The 14,815-nt window shown below is 38.3% G+C and carries 17 protein-coding genes; all 17 read left to right on the forward strand.

Going from position 1 to position 14,815, the window contains the following annotated elements; genetic code table 11:
- The first annotated feature begins 76 nt into the window (after positions 1 to 76).
- A complete protein-coding gene (fliW, locus tag BMY78_RS22230; protein ID WP_090903545.1) occupies positions 77 to 526 on the forward strand; it encodes a flagellar assembly protein FliW in 450 nt (149 codons plus the stop codon).
- Positions 526 to 759 carry a carbon storage regulator CsrA gene (gene csrA / locus BMY78_RS22235; protein WP_090903546.1) on the forward strand — a complete coding sequence of 78 codons (234 nt, stop codon included), beginning with the start codon at positions 526 to 528 and terminating at the stop codon, positions 757 to 759. Before fliW ends, csrA begins: the two co-directional genes overlap by 1 nt.
- 186 nt (positions 760 to 945) lie before the next feature.
- Complete coding sequence (locus tag BMY78_RS22240; RefSeq protein ID WP_090903547.1) at positions 946 to 1,713, forward strand: flagellin N-terminal helical domain-containing protein; 768 nt, start codon at positions 946 to 948, stop codon at positions 1,711 to 1,713.
- Positions 1,714 to 1,862: 149 nt separating this feature from the next.
- Complete coding sequence (locus BMY78_RS22245; RefSeq protein WP_090903548.1) at positions 1,863 to 2,237, forward strand: flagellar protein FlaG; 375 nt, start codon at positions 1,863 to 1,865, stop codon at positions 2,235 to 2,237.
- A gap of 17 nt (positions 2,238 to 2,254) precedes the next feature.
- Positions 2,255 to 3,799 carry a flagellar filament capping protein FliD gene (gene fliD / locus BMY78_RS22250; RefSeq protein ID WP_371129181.1) on the forward strand — a complete coding sequence of 515 codons (1,545 nt, stop codon included), beginning with the start codon at positions 2,255 to 2,257 and terminating at the stop codon, positions 3,797 to 3,799.
- Positions 3,800 to 3,812: 13 nt separating this feature from the next.
- Positions 3,813 to 4,196 carry a flagellar export chaperone FliS gene (fliS, locus tag BMY78_RS22255; protein WP_090903549.1) on the forward strand — a complete coding sequence of 128 codons (384 nt, stop codon included), beginning with the start codon at positions 3,813 to 3,815 and terminating at the stop codon, positions 4,194 to 4,196.
- Complete coding sequence (locus BMY78_RS22260) at positions 4,193 to 4,540, forward strand: hypothetical protein (protein WP_090903550.1); 348 nt, start codon at positions 4,193 to 4,195, stop codon at positions 4,538 to 4,540. The genes fliS and BMY78_RS22260 overlap by 4 nt, the downstream gene beginning before the upstream one ends.
- A 111-nt stretch (positions 4,541 to 4,651) precedes the next feature.
- Entirely contained in the window at positions 4,652 to 6,445 is a 1,794-nt protein-coding gene (locus BMY78_RS22265; RefSeq protein ID WP_090903551.1) for a motility associated factor glycosyltransferase family protein, read from the forward strand.
- Between the two features lie 52 nt (positions 6,446 to 6,497).
- Positions 6,498 to 7,517 (forward strand): UDP-N-acetylglucosamine 4,6-dehydratase family protein, encoded by a 1,020-nt coding sequence (locus tag BMY78_RS22270; RefSeq protein WP_090903552.1) that lies wholly within the window; start codon positions 6,498 to 6,500, stop codon positions 7,515 to 7,517.
- Entirely contained in the window at positions 7,514 to 8,212 is a 699-nt protein-coding gene (locus tag BMY78_RS22275; protein WP_090903553.1) for an acylneuraminate cytidylyltransferase family protein, read from the forward strand. The genes BMY78_RS22270 and BMY78_RS22275 overlap by 4 nt, the downstream gene beginning before the upstream one ends.
- Positions 8,213 to 8,246: 34 nt before the next feature.
- Positions 8,247 to 9,275: an N-acetylneuraminate synthase gene (gene neuB / locus BMY78_RS22280; protein WP_090903554.1), complete on the forward strand. Its 1,029-nt coding sequence runs from the start codon at positions 8,247 to 8,249 to the stop codon at positions 9,273 to 9,275.
- Positions 9,272 to 10,414: a UDP-N-acetylglucosamine 2-epimerase gene (gene neuC, locus BMY78_RS22285; RefSeq protein ID WP_090903555.1), complete on the forward strand. Its 1,143-nt coding sequence runs from the start codon at positions 9,272 to 9,274 to the stop codon at positions 10,412 to 10,414. Before neuB ends, neuC begins: the two co-directional genes overlap by 4 nt.
- A 47-nt stretch (positions 10,415 to 10,461) precedes the next feature.
- Positions 10,462 to 11,103: an acetyltransferase gene (locus tag BMY78_RS22290; RefSeq protein ID WP_090903556.1), complete on the forward strand. Its 642-nt coding sequence runs from the start codon at positions 10,462 to 10,464 to the stop codon at positions 11,101 to 11,103.
- A gap of 7 nt (positions 11,104 to 11,110) precedes the next feature.
- Positions 11,111 to 12,259, forward strand: coding sequence for a DegT/DnrJ/EryC1/StrS family aminotransferase (locus tag BMY78_RS22295; protein ID WP_090903557.1), 1,149 nt, complete (start codon positions 11,111 to 11,113; stop codon positions 12,257 to 12,259).
- A gap of 81 nt (positions 12,260 to 12,340) precedes the next feature.
- A complete protein-coding gene (locus BMY78_RS22300; RefSeq protein ID WP_090903558.1) occupies positions 12,341 to 13,288 on the forward strand; it encodes a DUF2920 family protein in 948 nt (315 codons plus the stop codon).
- A gap of 190 nt (positions 13,289 to 13,478) precedes the next feature.
- Positions 13,479 to 13,676 (forward strand): cold shock domain-containing protein, encoded by a 198-nt coding sequence (locus tag BMY78_RS22305; RefSeq protein WP_024631599.1) that lies wholly within the window; start codon positions 13,479 to 13,481, stop codon positions 13,674 to 13,676.
- Between the two features lie 417 nt (positions 13,677 to 14,093).
- On the forward strand, positions 14,094 to 14,657 hold the full coding sequence (gene hpf / locus BMY78_RS22310) for a ribosome hibernation-promoting factor, HPF/YfiA family (protein ID WP_062329707.1): 564 nt from the start codon (positions 14,094 to 14,096) through the stop codon (positions 14,655 to 14,657).
- The last annotated feature ends 158 nt before the right edge of the window (positions 14,658 to 14,815 follow it).

Genomic DNA, 14,815 nt, shown 5'->3' on the forward strand with positions numbered 1-14,815 from the left:
ATCCAGTTTAGACTGTAAGCTATGGACAGTAAGTAGTCCGTAGCTTTTTTTACGAATTTGGGGGAGGATGAACATAATGAGTCAACATAACAGAACGGAGACTCCACAGGAGCAATTGGTGAAAGAAACATACATTTTCCCGAAAGGAATCCTAGGTTTTGAAGAACTGAAATCATTTGAGTTGCAGCAACATGATGAAGTATTTTGCTTGTTTAGTGCAGTTGAAGAACATTCAGTGGCCTTTGTGACTGTAAATCCATTTGACTTTGACCCGGAATATGAGTTCGAACTTTCTCCTGAAAGTGTAGAAGATCTCGCTGTAACCGATCCAAGTGATGTACAGGTTCGATGCATAGTCACGTTGCATGAAGAGATTCGACATGCAACAGCTAACTTATTGGCTCCCGTTGTGTTTAATACACACAAAAAAATGGGCAAGCAAATTGTACTGCAAAATACATCATACAAAACAAAACACGCATTATGGAGAAATGAAGATTTTCTCAATAAGGACGGTGGTATCTGATGTTGGTACTTACTCGCAAAAAAGGGGAATCTATTGTCATTTCAGATGATATCGTATTGACAGTGCTATCTGTAGAAGGTGAGAATGTGAAACTTGGTATAAGAGCCCCAAGGGATATTGATATCTATCGTAAGGAAGTTCTCGACGCGATTGAGCAAAACAATCAAAATGCGGCTATGAATCTGGATATATTGCAAAAAACGATAAAAGACTTGGGGGGGCTAACTAAATAACGTTAAAAAAAGAGCCTCCCTTGAACGATGTTAAAAAAACAGAAAAAAAATTGAGATGGCTATAAACAAATTATGTCATGTCGTCGATATATATATTAAGGCGGTAATCTTCAGGGCGGCCGACCTGTGAAGACGCTAATACCACATGGATGTGGGCATATAACCATTTCAGGGAGGAAATAAACAATGATTATCAATCACAACTTACCAGCATTAAATACACACCGTAATATGGGTCTGAACAACGCTAATGCAAGCAAAAACATGGAGAAACTATCTTCCGGTCTGCGTATCAACCGTGCTGCAGACGATGCTGCAGGTCTCTCCATCTCGGAGAAAATGCGCGGTCAAATCCGTGGTTTGGAGCAAGCTCAACGTAACGTTCAAGACGGAATTTCGTTCGCACAAACAGCTGAGGGTGCAATGAACGAAGTATCTTCGATGCTGACTCGTATGAAAGAATTGTTGGTACAAAGCAGCAATGAAACATACCAAGCAAGTGATAAATCCAATATCAAAATGGAACTTGGTCAATTGGGTGCACAAATTGATGCAATCACTTCGAATACAAAATTCAATGGAATCAAAATTACTTCAAGCATTAAAATTCAAGCTGATGATGACAATTTCAAAATTTCGATCAGTGGTATCGGCACTACAGACTTCAAAGCTATGACATCTAATGTTACCCTTGCTAGTGCAACAAAAGCGATTGAATCAGTTGCTAAGCAACGTGCTAAAATAGGTGCAGTTCAAAACCGTCTAGAGTATACTTCCAACAACCTGGGTACAACTATTGAGAACTTGACAGCATCCGAGTCACGTATCCGTGATACTGACATGGCCAAAGAGATGGTTACTTTGTCCAAAAACAACATCTTGCTGCAAGCTTCCCAATCTATGCTTTCCCAAGCAAACTCTGCTCCACAAGGCGTTCTGTCCTTGCTTCGTTAATTTTAAATCGTTGCTTAGAGCCCTGTATTTCTTATACAGGGCTTTTTTATTTTCAATTTTTTATAAAATATTTCTTATCTTTTACCGATATATAGGATAATGAATCTTTTGCTGTGAATACAAATACAATAAAATTATGGAGGGTTTCGATGGAGCCAGTTAAATCCACAGGAACGTTTGCTCAGGGTGGTTTGCCACAGGTGTCTGTTTCCCCAACAGTAGAAACAAAAGACAAGGCCACTTCAGAGAGTATGGCGGCCTTATCACCAAGTATGCGTATCTCAAGCGACAGAATTGAAGATCAGGAAAAGGCTATCGAAGAACTTAATAAAGCTATTCAAGCTATTCAAGGACCACAAAGATTCTTGGAGTTCTCTGTTCATAAAGATACACATGCTATCATGATTAAGGTTTTAAATAAGGAGACAGGTGAATTGATTAGGGAAGTTCCTCCCGAAAAAATTTTAGATGTAGCTGCTAAAATGATGGAATTTGTTGGTCTGCTTGTAGATCAAAAAGCTTAAATAAGGAGGTTATTCGAGTGGCTGTAACAAGAATATCAGGAATGGCATCTGGAATGGATATCGACGCATTAGTGAAAAAACTGATGACCGCTGAAAGTCAACCACTAAACAAACTTAATCAGAATAAGCAACTGATGGAGTGGAAACGGGAAGGTTATCGTGAATCAAGTGTGAAGCTAGTCACTTTCGCACAAACCAAAATAAACGATACATTTAGTAAATTGGGTGCACTTAACGCTCAAAAAGTTAACATTAGTGGGAATACAAGTGCAGTAACCGCCAAAGCATCTGCTACAGCGGCCGGTAATATGGAAATAGAAGTTCTTCTACTTGCTAAGGCGGCTTCTACTAAATCCTCATCTGCACCGACTAAAGGTGGTTCAGAGAGCAATTGGGGTAAAGTTCTATTGTCGGATATTACCGGTTCAGGAGTTGCAACAAGTGGGACATCAACTGTTCAAGTTAATGGAGTTGATATCGAAATTGATGGTGCAACAGAAACTCTGGATTCTTTTGTGAGAAAAATCAACACTAATACAAAGACAGGTGTAACAGCAATCTATGATTCAGCAACAGGCAATATGTCAATTACTAGTAGAGATACAGGTTTGAGTTCCAATAATATAACGATTAACGGGAGTATTTTTACAGCATTGAAGCTGAACAACCAACTTACTGGTGGGGATGATGCAAAAGTTAAGATCAATGGGCTTGAAGTAACTAAAGCATCAAATACGTTTAATATGAATGGGGTTGACATCACCCTTAATGCATTAAGTAATGGTGCAACTACACAGGTTGGTGTAACAAAGGATATTGATAAAATCATAGAAACAGTTCAAAATTTTGTTGATTCTTATAACGAACTTTCTTCTTTCTTGAATGGTAAAGTTAACGAAGAGCGTAATTCAAAATATACTCCGCTAACAAGCGAACAGAAAAAAGATATGTCAGATGATGAGATTAAACTTTGGGAACAAAAAGCTAAAAGCGGAATGCTGAAGCGTGACAGTATTTTGGAAGGCGCTATCTCACAAATGAGAACTGCCCTTGTACAGACAGTCAAGCTTGATAAAACTATTACATTAGAAAATGGAACCAAGACAACAAACGAACTTAACATGACTCATATTGGGATTACTACAGGCACCTATGAAACAAAAGGGAAATTGATTTTAGATACCGATAAGTTAAGAGCATCTCTGGAAGAAAATCCGGATATTGTTAGTGATTACTTGGGTAAAAACTATTCTTCCTCTTACTTAAATAATGAATATGATTCCTCAGATGGTATATTCTCTAGATTACGTAAAATATCAAATAAAACTTTAGATAGTTTGGCAAACACAGCGGGAACCTCTAAAGTTAGCACAGAAATTACTGCTTCATTCAATGCAAGTAGCGTTATGGGAGAATCATTACGGTTGCTTGATATTCGTATAGGTGACCTCACGTCAAAATTAAATATGAAAGAAACGAATTACTACAAAAAATTCACAGCTATGGAAACTGCTATTAATAGATATAATAATACATCTTCTAATTTGTCCAGTTTTATGTGAGGAGGACAGTAAATTGATTAATTCTCCGTACCAGAAATATCAACAAACTCAAACTCAGACTGCTTCCAAACCCAAATTGCTAATTATGTTATACGATGGAGCAATTCGATTCGTCCAAGCAGGTATTGAGGGGATAGAGCAAAAAAATTACGAGCTAGCAAACAAGAATTTATGTAAAGCCCAAGCCATCGTACATGAATTAATTTCATCATTAAATTTTGAATACCCCTTAGCTAATAATCTAGTTGCTATATATGAATATATGTTACATCGTTTGATTGAATCTAATGTGAATAAAAACGTTACTCCTGCAAAAGAAGTATTAGAACATTTAAAGGAATTAAGAGAAGCTTGGGTGGAGGCAAGTAAATCTTTAGGTGCAGGTTTTGCATTATGACCGATACAGAAAAACTACGACATCTAGTAAATAAATATAGTCTCTTATCCAATCATACTATCGCCAATATATCTGAACTGGATGAAGAGCAATTGCTTAATTACAGTGAACAAAGAGAGTCCATTGTTAACGAGATAGGTTCCTATACCTTGTTGTTAACAGATGACATGAAGGCTGAAATTAAGCAGTTGCTCATTGGAGAAGGAGTTATCGTTGAACGAATGTTGGAGATTAAAAATGAAGCTGCAGAGTGGCTGGAGAAGCGAGGGAATATTCGTTCGCAACAGAATGCATATCAGCATTCCTATTCTGCAGACAGCGTCTTTATAGACTATCGAAAATAGTTGGAGCAGAGCGTCGGTTAAGGACCGATGCTTTTTCTATTTAGCTTCATTATTGACAAAGATAGGCCGATAATAATAGGTATGAAGAAAATTCAGATTGGTGGATGAGTTATGAATAAAGCGAATCTTGAAGTGTTAGAGCAAAAGTTTCCACATATAGCAGAAAAAATGAAGTTATCCAATCCATTGGATATAAACCAAGATCAAATTATGTATGAGATATTTGACAAGGACGAGGTATGGCTACAAGCCGTAGGAGAACTGATAGAAGAATCCAAAATTATATTTGTATATGGTTTTGGACAGGGATTAAGTATTGCAGACCTCTTAGAAGAATTTCCAGATCGGTGGTTGTTTATATATGAACCTGATATAGCATCTTTTAGCAGGGTTATCAGCGAATATGATATTAGTCTATTATTAAGTCACCCCAATCTTTATTGGATTTCTGTTGGGGATGACCAACTTAGGATGCTATTTCAATTATTATGTAGCTATATGCAAGAAAACCTAGCTTTTATTGGACTGCGTAAGTTTTTGGAAGAGCATATTGAAGTGCTTCAAGATGTGAGAAAAGATTTTCTTACCTTTAAAAGTGATTATCATTCCAATAAATACGTAGAAAACCGATTTAGAAATGAGTGGACACAAAACTATCTTTATCATTTACACGAGTCTCTGACAACACACTCTATCGAAAAAATGTTTGGAGCATTTAAAGGGATTACAGCTATTATTGTATCGTCAGGTCCTTCTTTGACAGAGGATATAGACTGGATTAGGAAAATGTCAAGACACGCATTAATTATTGCTGCTGGTTCGAGTGTTCAGGCTTTGGTGAAACACGGAATCAAGCCTCATCTATGTGTTATTATGGATGGTCATGAAGTGAATAATAAAATTTTTTCTAATGATGAAACCCTTAAGCCCACACTGTTGTTCACTTCATCGTCTTATTATGGGATCTCTGAACGAAAAGGAAAAGATAAAATTTATAGCATCATGGAAAATGACCAAATTTCTCAATACTTTCTACAAATAAATAAGAGTAATATCTTAATGAGGCCTACACCAACTGTTGCTGGAACAGCGATTCAGACGGCCATTTTTTTGGGAGCAACAAAGGTTGTGTTTGCAGGTCAGGATCTGTCTTATCCAGGACAGAAAGTGTATAGCGATGGGGTGGAGCATTTTTCTCAGGATACTAAAGTTAAAATGCTGCAGAGAGCTGTGAAACAAATTAAGAATGTGCAGGGCGGAATGAATTCGACAGATGCAAGTTTTATGTCTATGAAAGAATCAATTGAAAGTTTAATCAAGTATTTCAATCATATTGAATTTAATAACTCGTCAAGTCTTGGAGCTGTGATTGAAGGTGCCCCATTCCAACCTATAGAAGAAATTTATGGAGGTCTTGATAAGGGGAAGATGGTAGAGCAAAATATAATTGAAAATTGGATAAATGATCATCCTATAGTAATAAGTCACGAGCGGTATGCCAATGTAAAGGCTAAAATTGAGTTGGTTATCAACGATGTTAACCAATTATCTCCAGAGATTAGATCGATTCGTAAATTGCTATTAACTATTGAAGAACTTAGCAGAAATAAGCCATTAAAATGTCATAATGTGATATTTGATATAGAACAAAAATGGGGAGAGATAGTCAATAGAGAGTGGTTTGCACCAATTTTTGAATCCTTGATTCCCCTTCAGATTGCACGTTTTGATCGGATGTTACCTTCAATTGTTGTTGAACAGAACATTATCATTAAAGCAGGGTATGTAAAGGAATATATCGGTGAGATGTTAGATGAGATAGAAAAAAAACTCCCTCACTTGGAAGAGTTATTACTGGAAAGTGCAAGGAGAATAAATAGTATTCATAGTATAATGGATGCCTAGGTTCATAGCGTAATGCAATATATAAAACATCTTATTGAACCGGAGGTTATGTATGTTCACGGGTAAAGTTGTGATGGTCACTGGAGGCACAGGGTCTATAGGAAGTGAAATAGTAAGAAACTTATTAACTTATCAGCCGAAAGCGATTCGCATATTCAGTCGCGACGAAAGTAAGCAATTTGAGTTGCAACAAGAACTCAAAGAATATGATAATATCAGGTATTTAATAGGGGATATAAGAGATAAACAGAGACTTGGATATGCTATGGAGGATGTTGATGTTATTTTTCATGCAGCAGCTTTAAAACATGTCCCTGCATGCGAATATAATCCCATGGAAGCTGTTAAAACCAATGTTATTGGTGTACAGAATGTTATTGAGACAGCCATTGAGCACAATGTTGAGAAAGTTATAGCCATAAGCACGGATAAGGTTGTCAATCCAACGAATACAATGGGTGCCACAAAACTGCTTTCTGAGAAGTTGATTTCAGCTGCTGGATTTTATAAAGGTAGCAAACGCACAATATTTGCATGTGTAAGGTTTGGTAATGTAATGGGTTCAAGAGGATCAGTAATTCCGCTGTTTAAAAATCAAATTGCAGAGGGGAAGCCTGTAACGGTTACACATTCGGAGATGACTCGCTTTATGATGTCAATTCCACAGGCGGCTCAATTGGTAATTGATGCAGCAAAATATTCTCAAGGTGGAGAGGTGTTTGTCCTGAAAATGCCGATCCTCAAAATTACAGACTTGGCCAAGTGTCTTATTGATTCTTATGAACAGTCTGAGGGCAGAAGTTTCTTAGGTGAAGTCATTGAAACGGGGATTCGTCCTGGAGAGAAATTATATGAGGAACTTATGACACTTGAAGAATCAGAGAGGGCTCAGGAAAACGAGCAAATGTATATCATTCCCTCCGTATTTAATACACAAGAATATGATTACACTGGATTTAAAAAAGCCATACATCAGGAATATTCCTCGAGAACAGCGAGACGAATGCATACATCAGAGATTAGGGACCTGATAGATGCTAACGGATTAGGCTTCTCGAAGGTGTTGATATGAAGAAATCGAAATGCTTGGCTGTAATCCCTGCTAGAGGCGGATCAAAGGGCTTGCTTCATAAAAATATAAGATTGTTGAATCTTAAACCGTTAATTAATTACACGATTGAAGCGGCTCTGAACAGTCATTATATTGATGAGGTAGTTGTCTCTACGGATAGTGAAGAAATAGCCCGTGTTGCTAAGTCGGCTGGTGCTGAAGTACCTTTTATCCGTCCTGTTGAATTGGCAACAGACCAAGCTGCCAGTATTGATGTTCTAAAGCATGCCGTCCTTTATTATGAACAGGAGGAGAACACCTCCTTTGAGCATATTATGTTGCTTCAGCCAACTTCTCCATTGCGGAATGCTCATGATATTGATGAAGCTTATCAATTATTTATAAATAATGAAGGAGATTCACTACAAAGCATTACTGTAACTGATACTCATCCTTATTTACTAAGAGAGTGGACTTGTGGGAAGCTTGAACCTTATTTAAAGGAGAAGGCCGATAATCTTAGGAGACAAGACTTGTCTGAAATGTATATCTTGAACGGAGCAATTTATATTGTTAAAAGAGATTTGTTAATGATTCAGAATACGATGACTGGTTCAAATAATTACGGATATCTTATGCCACAAGAACGATCTGTTGATATAGATAATGAACTGGATTTAAAATGGGCTGAATTTCTTATACAGATCTCAAAATAGCACGGGAAATTGCGGTGAGGGGGGAAACAGAGAAATGAGTAAGTTTCAATCGAGAATCAGTGGAGGCGCTGTTTACATTATTGCTGAAGTAGGAGTCAACCATAATGGATCATTGAATCGAGCGCTCCAATGTGTAGACCAAGCTTTATTGTGTGGAGCAGATGCAGTCAAATTTCAAACGTTTAACAGCAAGAAACTAGTAACTAGGCATGCTCAAAAAGCAGAATATCAGACGGAAAACACTGGTGATCCTGGGGGTCAACTGGAGATGTTACAGCAGCTTGAGCTAAGTTATTCGGATTTCATAGAGATTAAGCGTTATTGCGACAAGAGAGAGATTGACTTTTTATCCACCCCTTTTGATGAAGAGAGTGCCGACTTTCTAAATTCGATTCAAGTTGATGCGCTTAAAATCAGCTCTGGAGATATGAATAACATCCCTTTTCTACAAAAGGTTGATCAATATGAACGTCCTATTATTCTTTCAACGGGAATGGCAAATTTGAACGAAATCAGAGAGTCGTTAGAGGTTATTGCTAAAAGTGATGTTTCTTTGCTTCACTGTACCTCAGATTATCCTGCTCCTATCGAGGACGTAAATCTCCTTGCAATCCGTACTATGGCAGCTGAGTTCAAAAAAGTTATTGGCTATTCAGATCATACCAAGGGAATTGAAGTCTCCATTGCTGCTGTAGCAATAGGTGCTCAGATTATAGAAAAACACTTCACCCTAGATCGTTCTCTTCCCGGTCCAGATCATCAGGCGTCCCTGGAGCCGGATGAATTTGCTGCTCTTGTGAAGGCGATTCGTAAAATTGAACAATCAATGGGGGATGGGGTTAAACGCTGTATGCCTTCCGAAGAAAGCACAAAGTCAGTTGCTAGAAAAAGCCTTGTTGCGGGACGAGCTATGCAAGCTGGTGAACAAATACAAGAACAGGATGTAGTCATCAAGCGTCCTGGAACAGGGATTCCACCCAAATACTATTTTGACGTTGTTGGAAAAATACTTTCAAGAGATGTAGAAGAGGACCAGCTCTTGTCAAGGGAAGACTTCGAATGAGAAAAATAGCTGTTGTTACCGGGACTCGTGCCGATTACGGGATATACTATCCTGTTCTAAAAGCAATAGAAGAAGAAATGTCACTAGAACTGCATCTTCTTGTAACAGGAATGCATCTATCTCCTCAATTCGGTAATACCGTTGAACTAATACGAAAGGATGGATTTCAAATATCTGCGCAGGTGGATTGCCTTTTGCAAGGCGCGACGCATGGGAACATGTCCCGTTCAATAGGATTAGCTATATTGGGCATGACACAGGCATTGGAATCCATTCAGCCTGATATTGTGGTCGTATTGGGGGATCGAGGAGAAATGCTCGCAGCAGCAGTTGTTGCCGCACATATGAACATTCCACTTGTACACCTACACGGTGGAGAAGTTACAGGAACAATAGATGAGTCTGTTCGCCATGCAATCAGTAAATTGGCTCATATTCATCTCGTGGCCACTGTGCAAAGTGAAAAAAGGCTGCTTAAACTGGGTGAAGATCCATGGAGAATTCATGTCGTAGGTGCTCCAAGACTTGAGACGATAATGAATACCGTTCTCCCAGATATACAAAAAACAATGGATAGATATAGTATCCGGATTCATTCTAAAGGTTACATACTATTCGCTTATCATCCGGTTACTACGGAGTCTGCGGATCTGCAGATGATGAATAATATGTTAAATGTATTGTCAAATAGCGAATACGATATTATATGTATTATGCCTAACTCCGATGCGGGTTCGGATGCACTTATAGGGGTGTACAATCAATTCGCCAAAACAGAGGGTTTTCAATTGGTGACTAATTTTGAGCCATTTGATTATCTGGTCATGTTGAAAAATGCTGAAGTCCTGGTTGGAAATTCATCCTCAGGAATTATTGAGGCTGCTTCCTTTCATGTTCCTGTTATCAATATCGGTACCCGTCAAGGTCGTAGAGAACGTTCTTCCAATGTAATAGATATTAATGAGAGTCACACAGCACTTAAAAAGGCACTGGAAGAAGCTACATCACCTCATTTTCGGCAGATTGTTTCCTCCACTCAAAATGTCTATGCAAAGGATAACACAAGCCAGTTAATTGTTGATATTCTCAGGAGAATAAAGAATAGCGATCAATTAATTCAAAAAACAATAACGTATTGATTGGAAGTATTCATCATTAGCCTTGATAGGGACAGAGGGTGGTTATTTTGGAATACATTATCTTCGGAGCAGGGGGACATGGGAAAGTAGTACTGGATAACCTGAGATCAAATGGTGATGATATTATTGGGGTTATGGATGATCAGTGGTCTGAAAAAGAATGGCGGGGAGTTCCGCTTCTTGGGGGGGTGGATAAAATTGACAGGGTTGTTGAGATGTATCCAAATTCGTTATTCATTATAGCTATAGGTCAAAATTCTGTAAGAAAAAAAATAACTTCATTATTTGAACAAAAAAAAGTTCGTTTTGGAAAGGCAGTACATGCAAGTGCAGTGATCAGTGCTGATGCTAGTATTGGAGAAGGGACCGTAATTATGGCTAACTCAGTAGTCAATGCTGATGCCACTATAGGCAGGCATGTGATTATTAATACGGGAACGACAGTTGATCACGATTGTAGTATAGAAGATTATGTTCATCTCTCACCAGGCGTTCATTTGGCAGGCGGAGTTGAGGTTGGTCTCTCTACACATGTTGGAATTGCCGCATGTTTGATTCCAAAGATCAAGGTTGGAAGAGATACTATAATTGGTGGCGGGTCCTGTGTAATTCATAATGTCCCAGACTGTGTTTTGGCCGTTGGCTGTCCAGCTAAAGTGATCAAACAATTCAATGAGAGTAAGGGATGAAAAGAAGATGACTGAGCGTAATCGTATTTATTTAGCTTCTCCTCATATGAGCGGTTTGGAACAACAATATATAAATGAAGCTTTCAATAGTAACTGGGTTGCGCCACTTGGGCCGAACGTAGATGCATTTGAGCAAGAATTTTCCGATTATGTTGGTAGTGCTGGTGCAGTTGCCTTAAGTTCGGGTACAGCTGCCATCCACTTGGCACTAATATTACTCAATGTGCAGGAAGAGGATATTGTTTTTTGTTCTTCCTTGACTTTTGTCGCTAGTGCCAATCCCATCTTATACCAGAAAGCAACACCAGTATTTATTGACTCTGAGCCTGGCAGCTGGAATATGTCCTCGCTTGCTCTTGAGCGTGCTATGAAGGCATATGCAGATAAAGGAAAAAAACCAAAAGCAGTTATTGTAGTGAACTTATACGGGCAAAGTGCCGACTACGATTCACTGAAAAAAATATGCGATGAGTATGACGTACCTATTATTGAAGACGCTGCGGAATCTCTAGGTGCAACGTATAAAGGCCGAATGAGCGGGACTATTGGTAAGTTTGGCATATACTCATTTAATGGTAATAAAATCATCACAACATCCGGTGGAGGAATGTTAGTTTCTGATGATGTTGAAAGCTTGACCAAGGCAAGATTCTTAGCTACCCAAGCCAAAGATAAAGTCCTGCATTATCAGCACAGTCATGTGGGGTTCAACTATCGTTTAAGTAATGTACTTGCTGGCATCGGGAGAGGGCAATTGAGAGTGTTGGATGAGCGAATTGAGCAAAAACGATCTATATACTATCGTTACCATCAGGCTTTTTCGGATACAGCAACAGGAATCCAGTTTATGCCAGAAACATCTTATGGAAAATCGACCAGATGGCTAACTGCATTGTCAATAGAGTCACATTTACCAAACACTAAAATTTCAGATATTATCAATTATCTTGAATGTCTAAATATAGAAAGTAGAAATGTGTGGAAACCGATGCATCTACAGCCTTTATTCAAAGAGTGTGAATACTTTGTCCATGAAGAAAACCAAGATGTTAGTCAATTTTTGTTTAATACAGGCCTATGTGTGCCATCTGGTACAAATATGAGTGAGGAAGAGCAAGAGCAAGTGATTAGGCACTTAAAAGATATTCTAAATTGAGATGAAATAGATTACTCATACTTCCATATAGAGTAAAAGTCTTTTTCAATGTATTTAACAAGAAGGTAGGAGGATTTAGATGTGTCTAAAGACTATGATTTGACCATTCATGGTCATCCTAATATATATAACAATAATTCTCCAAGAAACTTGAGAATTTTCTTTTCAGAACCGGATTACGGCGTGAATCAACAGACAGGTATTGTTTTGTTAATACCTGGATTTGGTGCTAATGCTGGCTCTAATGTCTATAAAAAAATGAGATCTGTGTTTGCGGACGAATATAATCTAGTCTCCGTTCAATGCAATTACTTTGGTTGGGAGTTTATGCAGAGTCATCCTTTGCCGGAAAGTCGATATAATTTTAATGATATGGGAATAATGCAAGCATTAGATAATATTACAGCTATAAGTATAGTCGGACAGATCCTGAAAGATAATAACTTGAATTTTAATGCAGGTAAAATCATAGCTTATGGTCACTCACATGGAGGGTACTTGGCGTATTTAATGAATGCGCTATCCCCAGATTTGTTCAGTTTAATCATTGATAATTCTGCTTGGTTGTATCCGTTGTATCTTGAAGCTACAAGACAGCTGTATTTAAACGATAGTGTAGTAAACTTTGATTATATAGCTAGAAATATGGTCAAAGACAAAGAAATACTAAGATTAGAAAAAATTTATTTACAAAATAAAAACAAGTGCGAGATCCAATCATTTCACGGTTCCGGTGACAGCTTGATTACTATAGCAGATAAGAGATCTTTTTGTGGGAAAATCGAAAATTGCACTTTACATGAAGTTAATGTGAATGATATTAATGGGCAAATTTTTAAATCAATCGAGCACGGTTTAAATGCAGATTTTCTGATGCTATTCGACTATTGCATGAAAGATAAAGGTCTAAAGTTCAAAAGCAGAGAAGAATTAATTCTTAGAGACGTGGAAATTGCAACAGAAATAAATCTCTATTCCATAAAATACTCATCCAATGTTCCGATTTTAAGCATGGAAAGTACTTCGTAGTTAGTAATTTCATTTCTTATAAAAATTTATTATTAGAAGGGGGCATAATCACAAATAGAAACATTATTTTACAATAAAACATTTTCTTTACCAATTGACAATGGATAACTTTGGATGGTATAGTCTGAATTGTGGGCAAGGGTCTTTGACACAACCTCACTTCATTTGATGACGAAGGGAATGTTAGTGCATGCAAGGTAAAGTAAAATGGTTCAACGCAGAAAAAGGTTACGGTTTCATTGAAACTGAAGACGGCGGCGACGTATTCGTACATTTCTCCGCAATTCAATCCGAAGGATTCAAAACTTTGGAAGAAGGTCAATCCGTAGAATTCGACATCGTCGAAGGCGCGCGTGGACCGCAAGCCGCTAACGTAATCAAATTATAATCATCCGGACAATCCGACCTACATATATGGTTAGATGGTTACCAATTGAATTATCGCTAGCATCAGACTCCGGTGTTTCCGGGGTCTTTTTTTGTTCTAATAGATTCGAAATTTGAGAATCAGTTGAGGTCAATATTCGTATGAGTCTGGCAGATACAACAGGTAAATTGATGTTCATTTTACATAATAGATTGAAGGAGCTCGGAAACGGTTAATTACATCATCAAGCGCCTAATAAGACCATCCATGTTAATGAACGATTATGCCCCAAAATGGTGAAATATCGCGAAATATGGCGGTAAGCCTATGTTGGCTGATGTGACTTGAACAGATGTCATTATTCGGTCACCGGGAGTTTTTACATGGCGCTTACATTCGTGTTATAATGAAGTGGCAAAGGAAAAGGAGGAGTGCCCTATGAATTTAAGTATTCGAGGTCAACAAATCGAGGTTACCGATGCTTTGAAGGATTATGTCGACAAAAAGTTGAGTAGACTCGAGAAGTATTTCGATGCACCCCTTAACTCTGACGGTGCTGTTACATTGAGCACGACGAGAGGCTTGCATACGGTAGAGGTGACGATCCCTTTGAAAGGCTTTGTGCTCCGTGCCGAGGATGAGAGCGACGATATGTACGCTTCCATTGACTCGGTGGTAGACAAGCTGGAACGTCAGATCCGTAAACACAAAACGAAAATTAACCGTAAGTTCCGCCAGGAAGGCGGCCTAAAAACTTTCTTCGTGGAAGATCCGACAGGCACAGTAGCTACTGCTGAACTGGATGCGGATACGGAAGACGATGACTTGGAAGTGGTACGGACCAAACGGTTTATGTTGAAACCGATGGACGTGGAAGAAGCTATTCTCCAAATGAACATGGTTGGCCACAATTTCTTTGTATTCTCGAACATCGAGAATGAAGAAGTCAGCGTGGTGTACAAACGGAACGATGGGAAATACGGTTTAATTGAACAAGGTTAATGGATTGAGTTAAAATACTAAACTAGTTTGGTGACTGAACCATTGAATTGAAATGAAAAAATGATTTTTTTAAATGATAATGAATGAAGACAGGGGTCTTATCTCCTGTATAGGACTTCGAACTAACAAGAGCCTCCATCCTTTATGGGATGGGGCTC

Origin of the sequence: Paenibacillus sp. OK076 (genome assembly GCF_900110055.1) — a bacterium.
In the GTDB taxonomy this organism is placed as follows: Bacteria; Bacillota; Bacilli; order Paenibacillales; family Paenibacillaceae; genus Paenibacillus.

Excerpts from the sequence above, each read along its gene's own strand:
- hpf (WP_062329707.1), top strand. The coding sequence starts at position 14,094 with ATGAATTTAAGTATTCGAGGTCAACAAATCGAGGTTACCGATGCTTTG.
- neuB (WP_090903554.1), top strand. The coding sequence starts at position 8,247 with ATGAGTAAGTTTCAATCGAGAATCAGTGGAGGCGCTGTTTACATTATT.
- BMY78_RS22265 (WP_090903551.1), top strand. The coding sequence starts at position 4,652 with ATGAATAAAGCGAATCTTGAAGTGTTAGAGCAAAAGTTTCCACATATA.
- neuC (WP_090903555.1), top strand. The coding sequence starts at position 9,272 with ATGAGAAAAATAGCTGTTGTTACCGGGACTCGTGCCGATTACGGGATA.
- BMY78_RS22240 (WP_090903547.1), top strand. The coding sequence starts at position 946 with ATGATTATCAATCACAACTTACCAGCATTAAATACACACCGTAATATG.
- BMY78_RS22295 (WP_090903557.1), top strand. The coding sequence starts at position 11,111 with ATGACTGAGCGTAATCGTATTTATTTAGCTTCTCCTCATATGAGCGGT.
- BMY78_RS22260 (WP_090903550.1), top strand. The coding sequence starts at position 4,193 with ATGACCGATACAGAAAAACTACGACATCTAGTAAATAAATATAGTCTC.
- fliW (WP_090903545.1), top strand. The coding sequence starts at position 77 with ATGAGTCAACATAACAGAACGGAGACTCCACAGGAGCAATTGGTGAAA.
- BMY78_RS22245 (WP_090903548.1), top strand. The coding sequence starts at position 1,863 with ATGGAGCCAGTTAAATCCACAGGAACGTTTGCTCAGGGTGGTTTGCCA.
- csrA (WP_090903546.1), top strand. The coding sequence starts at position 526 with ATGTTGGTACTTACTCGCAAAAAAGGGGAATCTATTGTCATTTCAGAT.
- BMY78_RS22305 (WP_024631599.1), top strand. The coding sequence starts at position 13,479 with ATGCAAGGTAAAGTAAAATGGTTCAACGCAGAAAAAGGTTACGGTTTC.
- BMY78_RS22275 (WP_090903553.1), top strand. The coding sequence starts at position 7,514 with ATGAAGAAATCGAAATGCTTGGCTGTAATCCCTGCTAGAGGCGGATCA.
- BMY78_RS22270 (WP_090903552.1), top strand. The coding sequence starts at position 6,498 with ATGTTCACGGGTAAAGTTGTGATGGTCACTGGAGGCACAGGGTCTATA.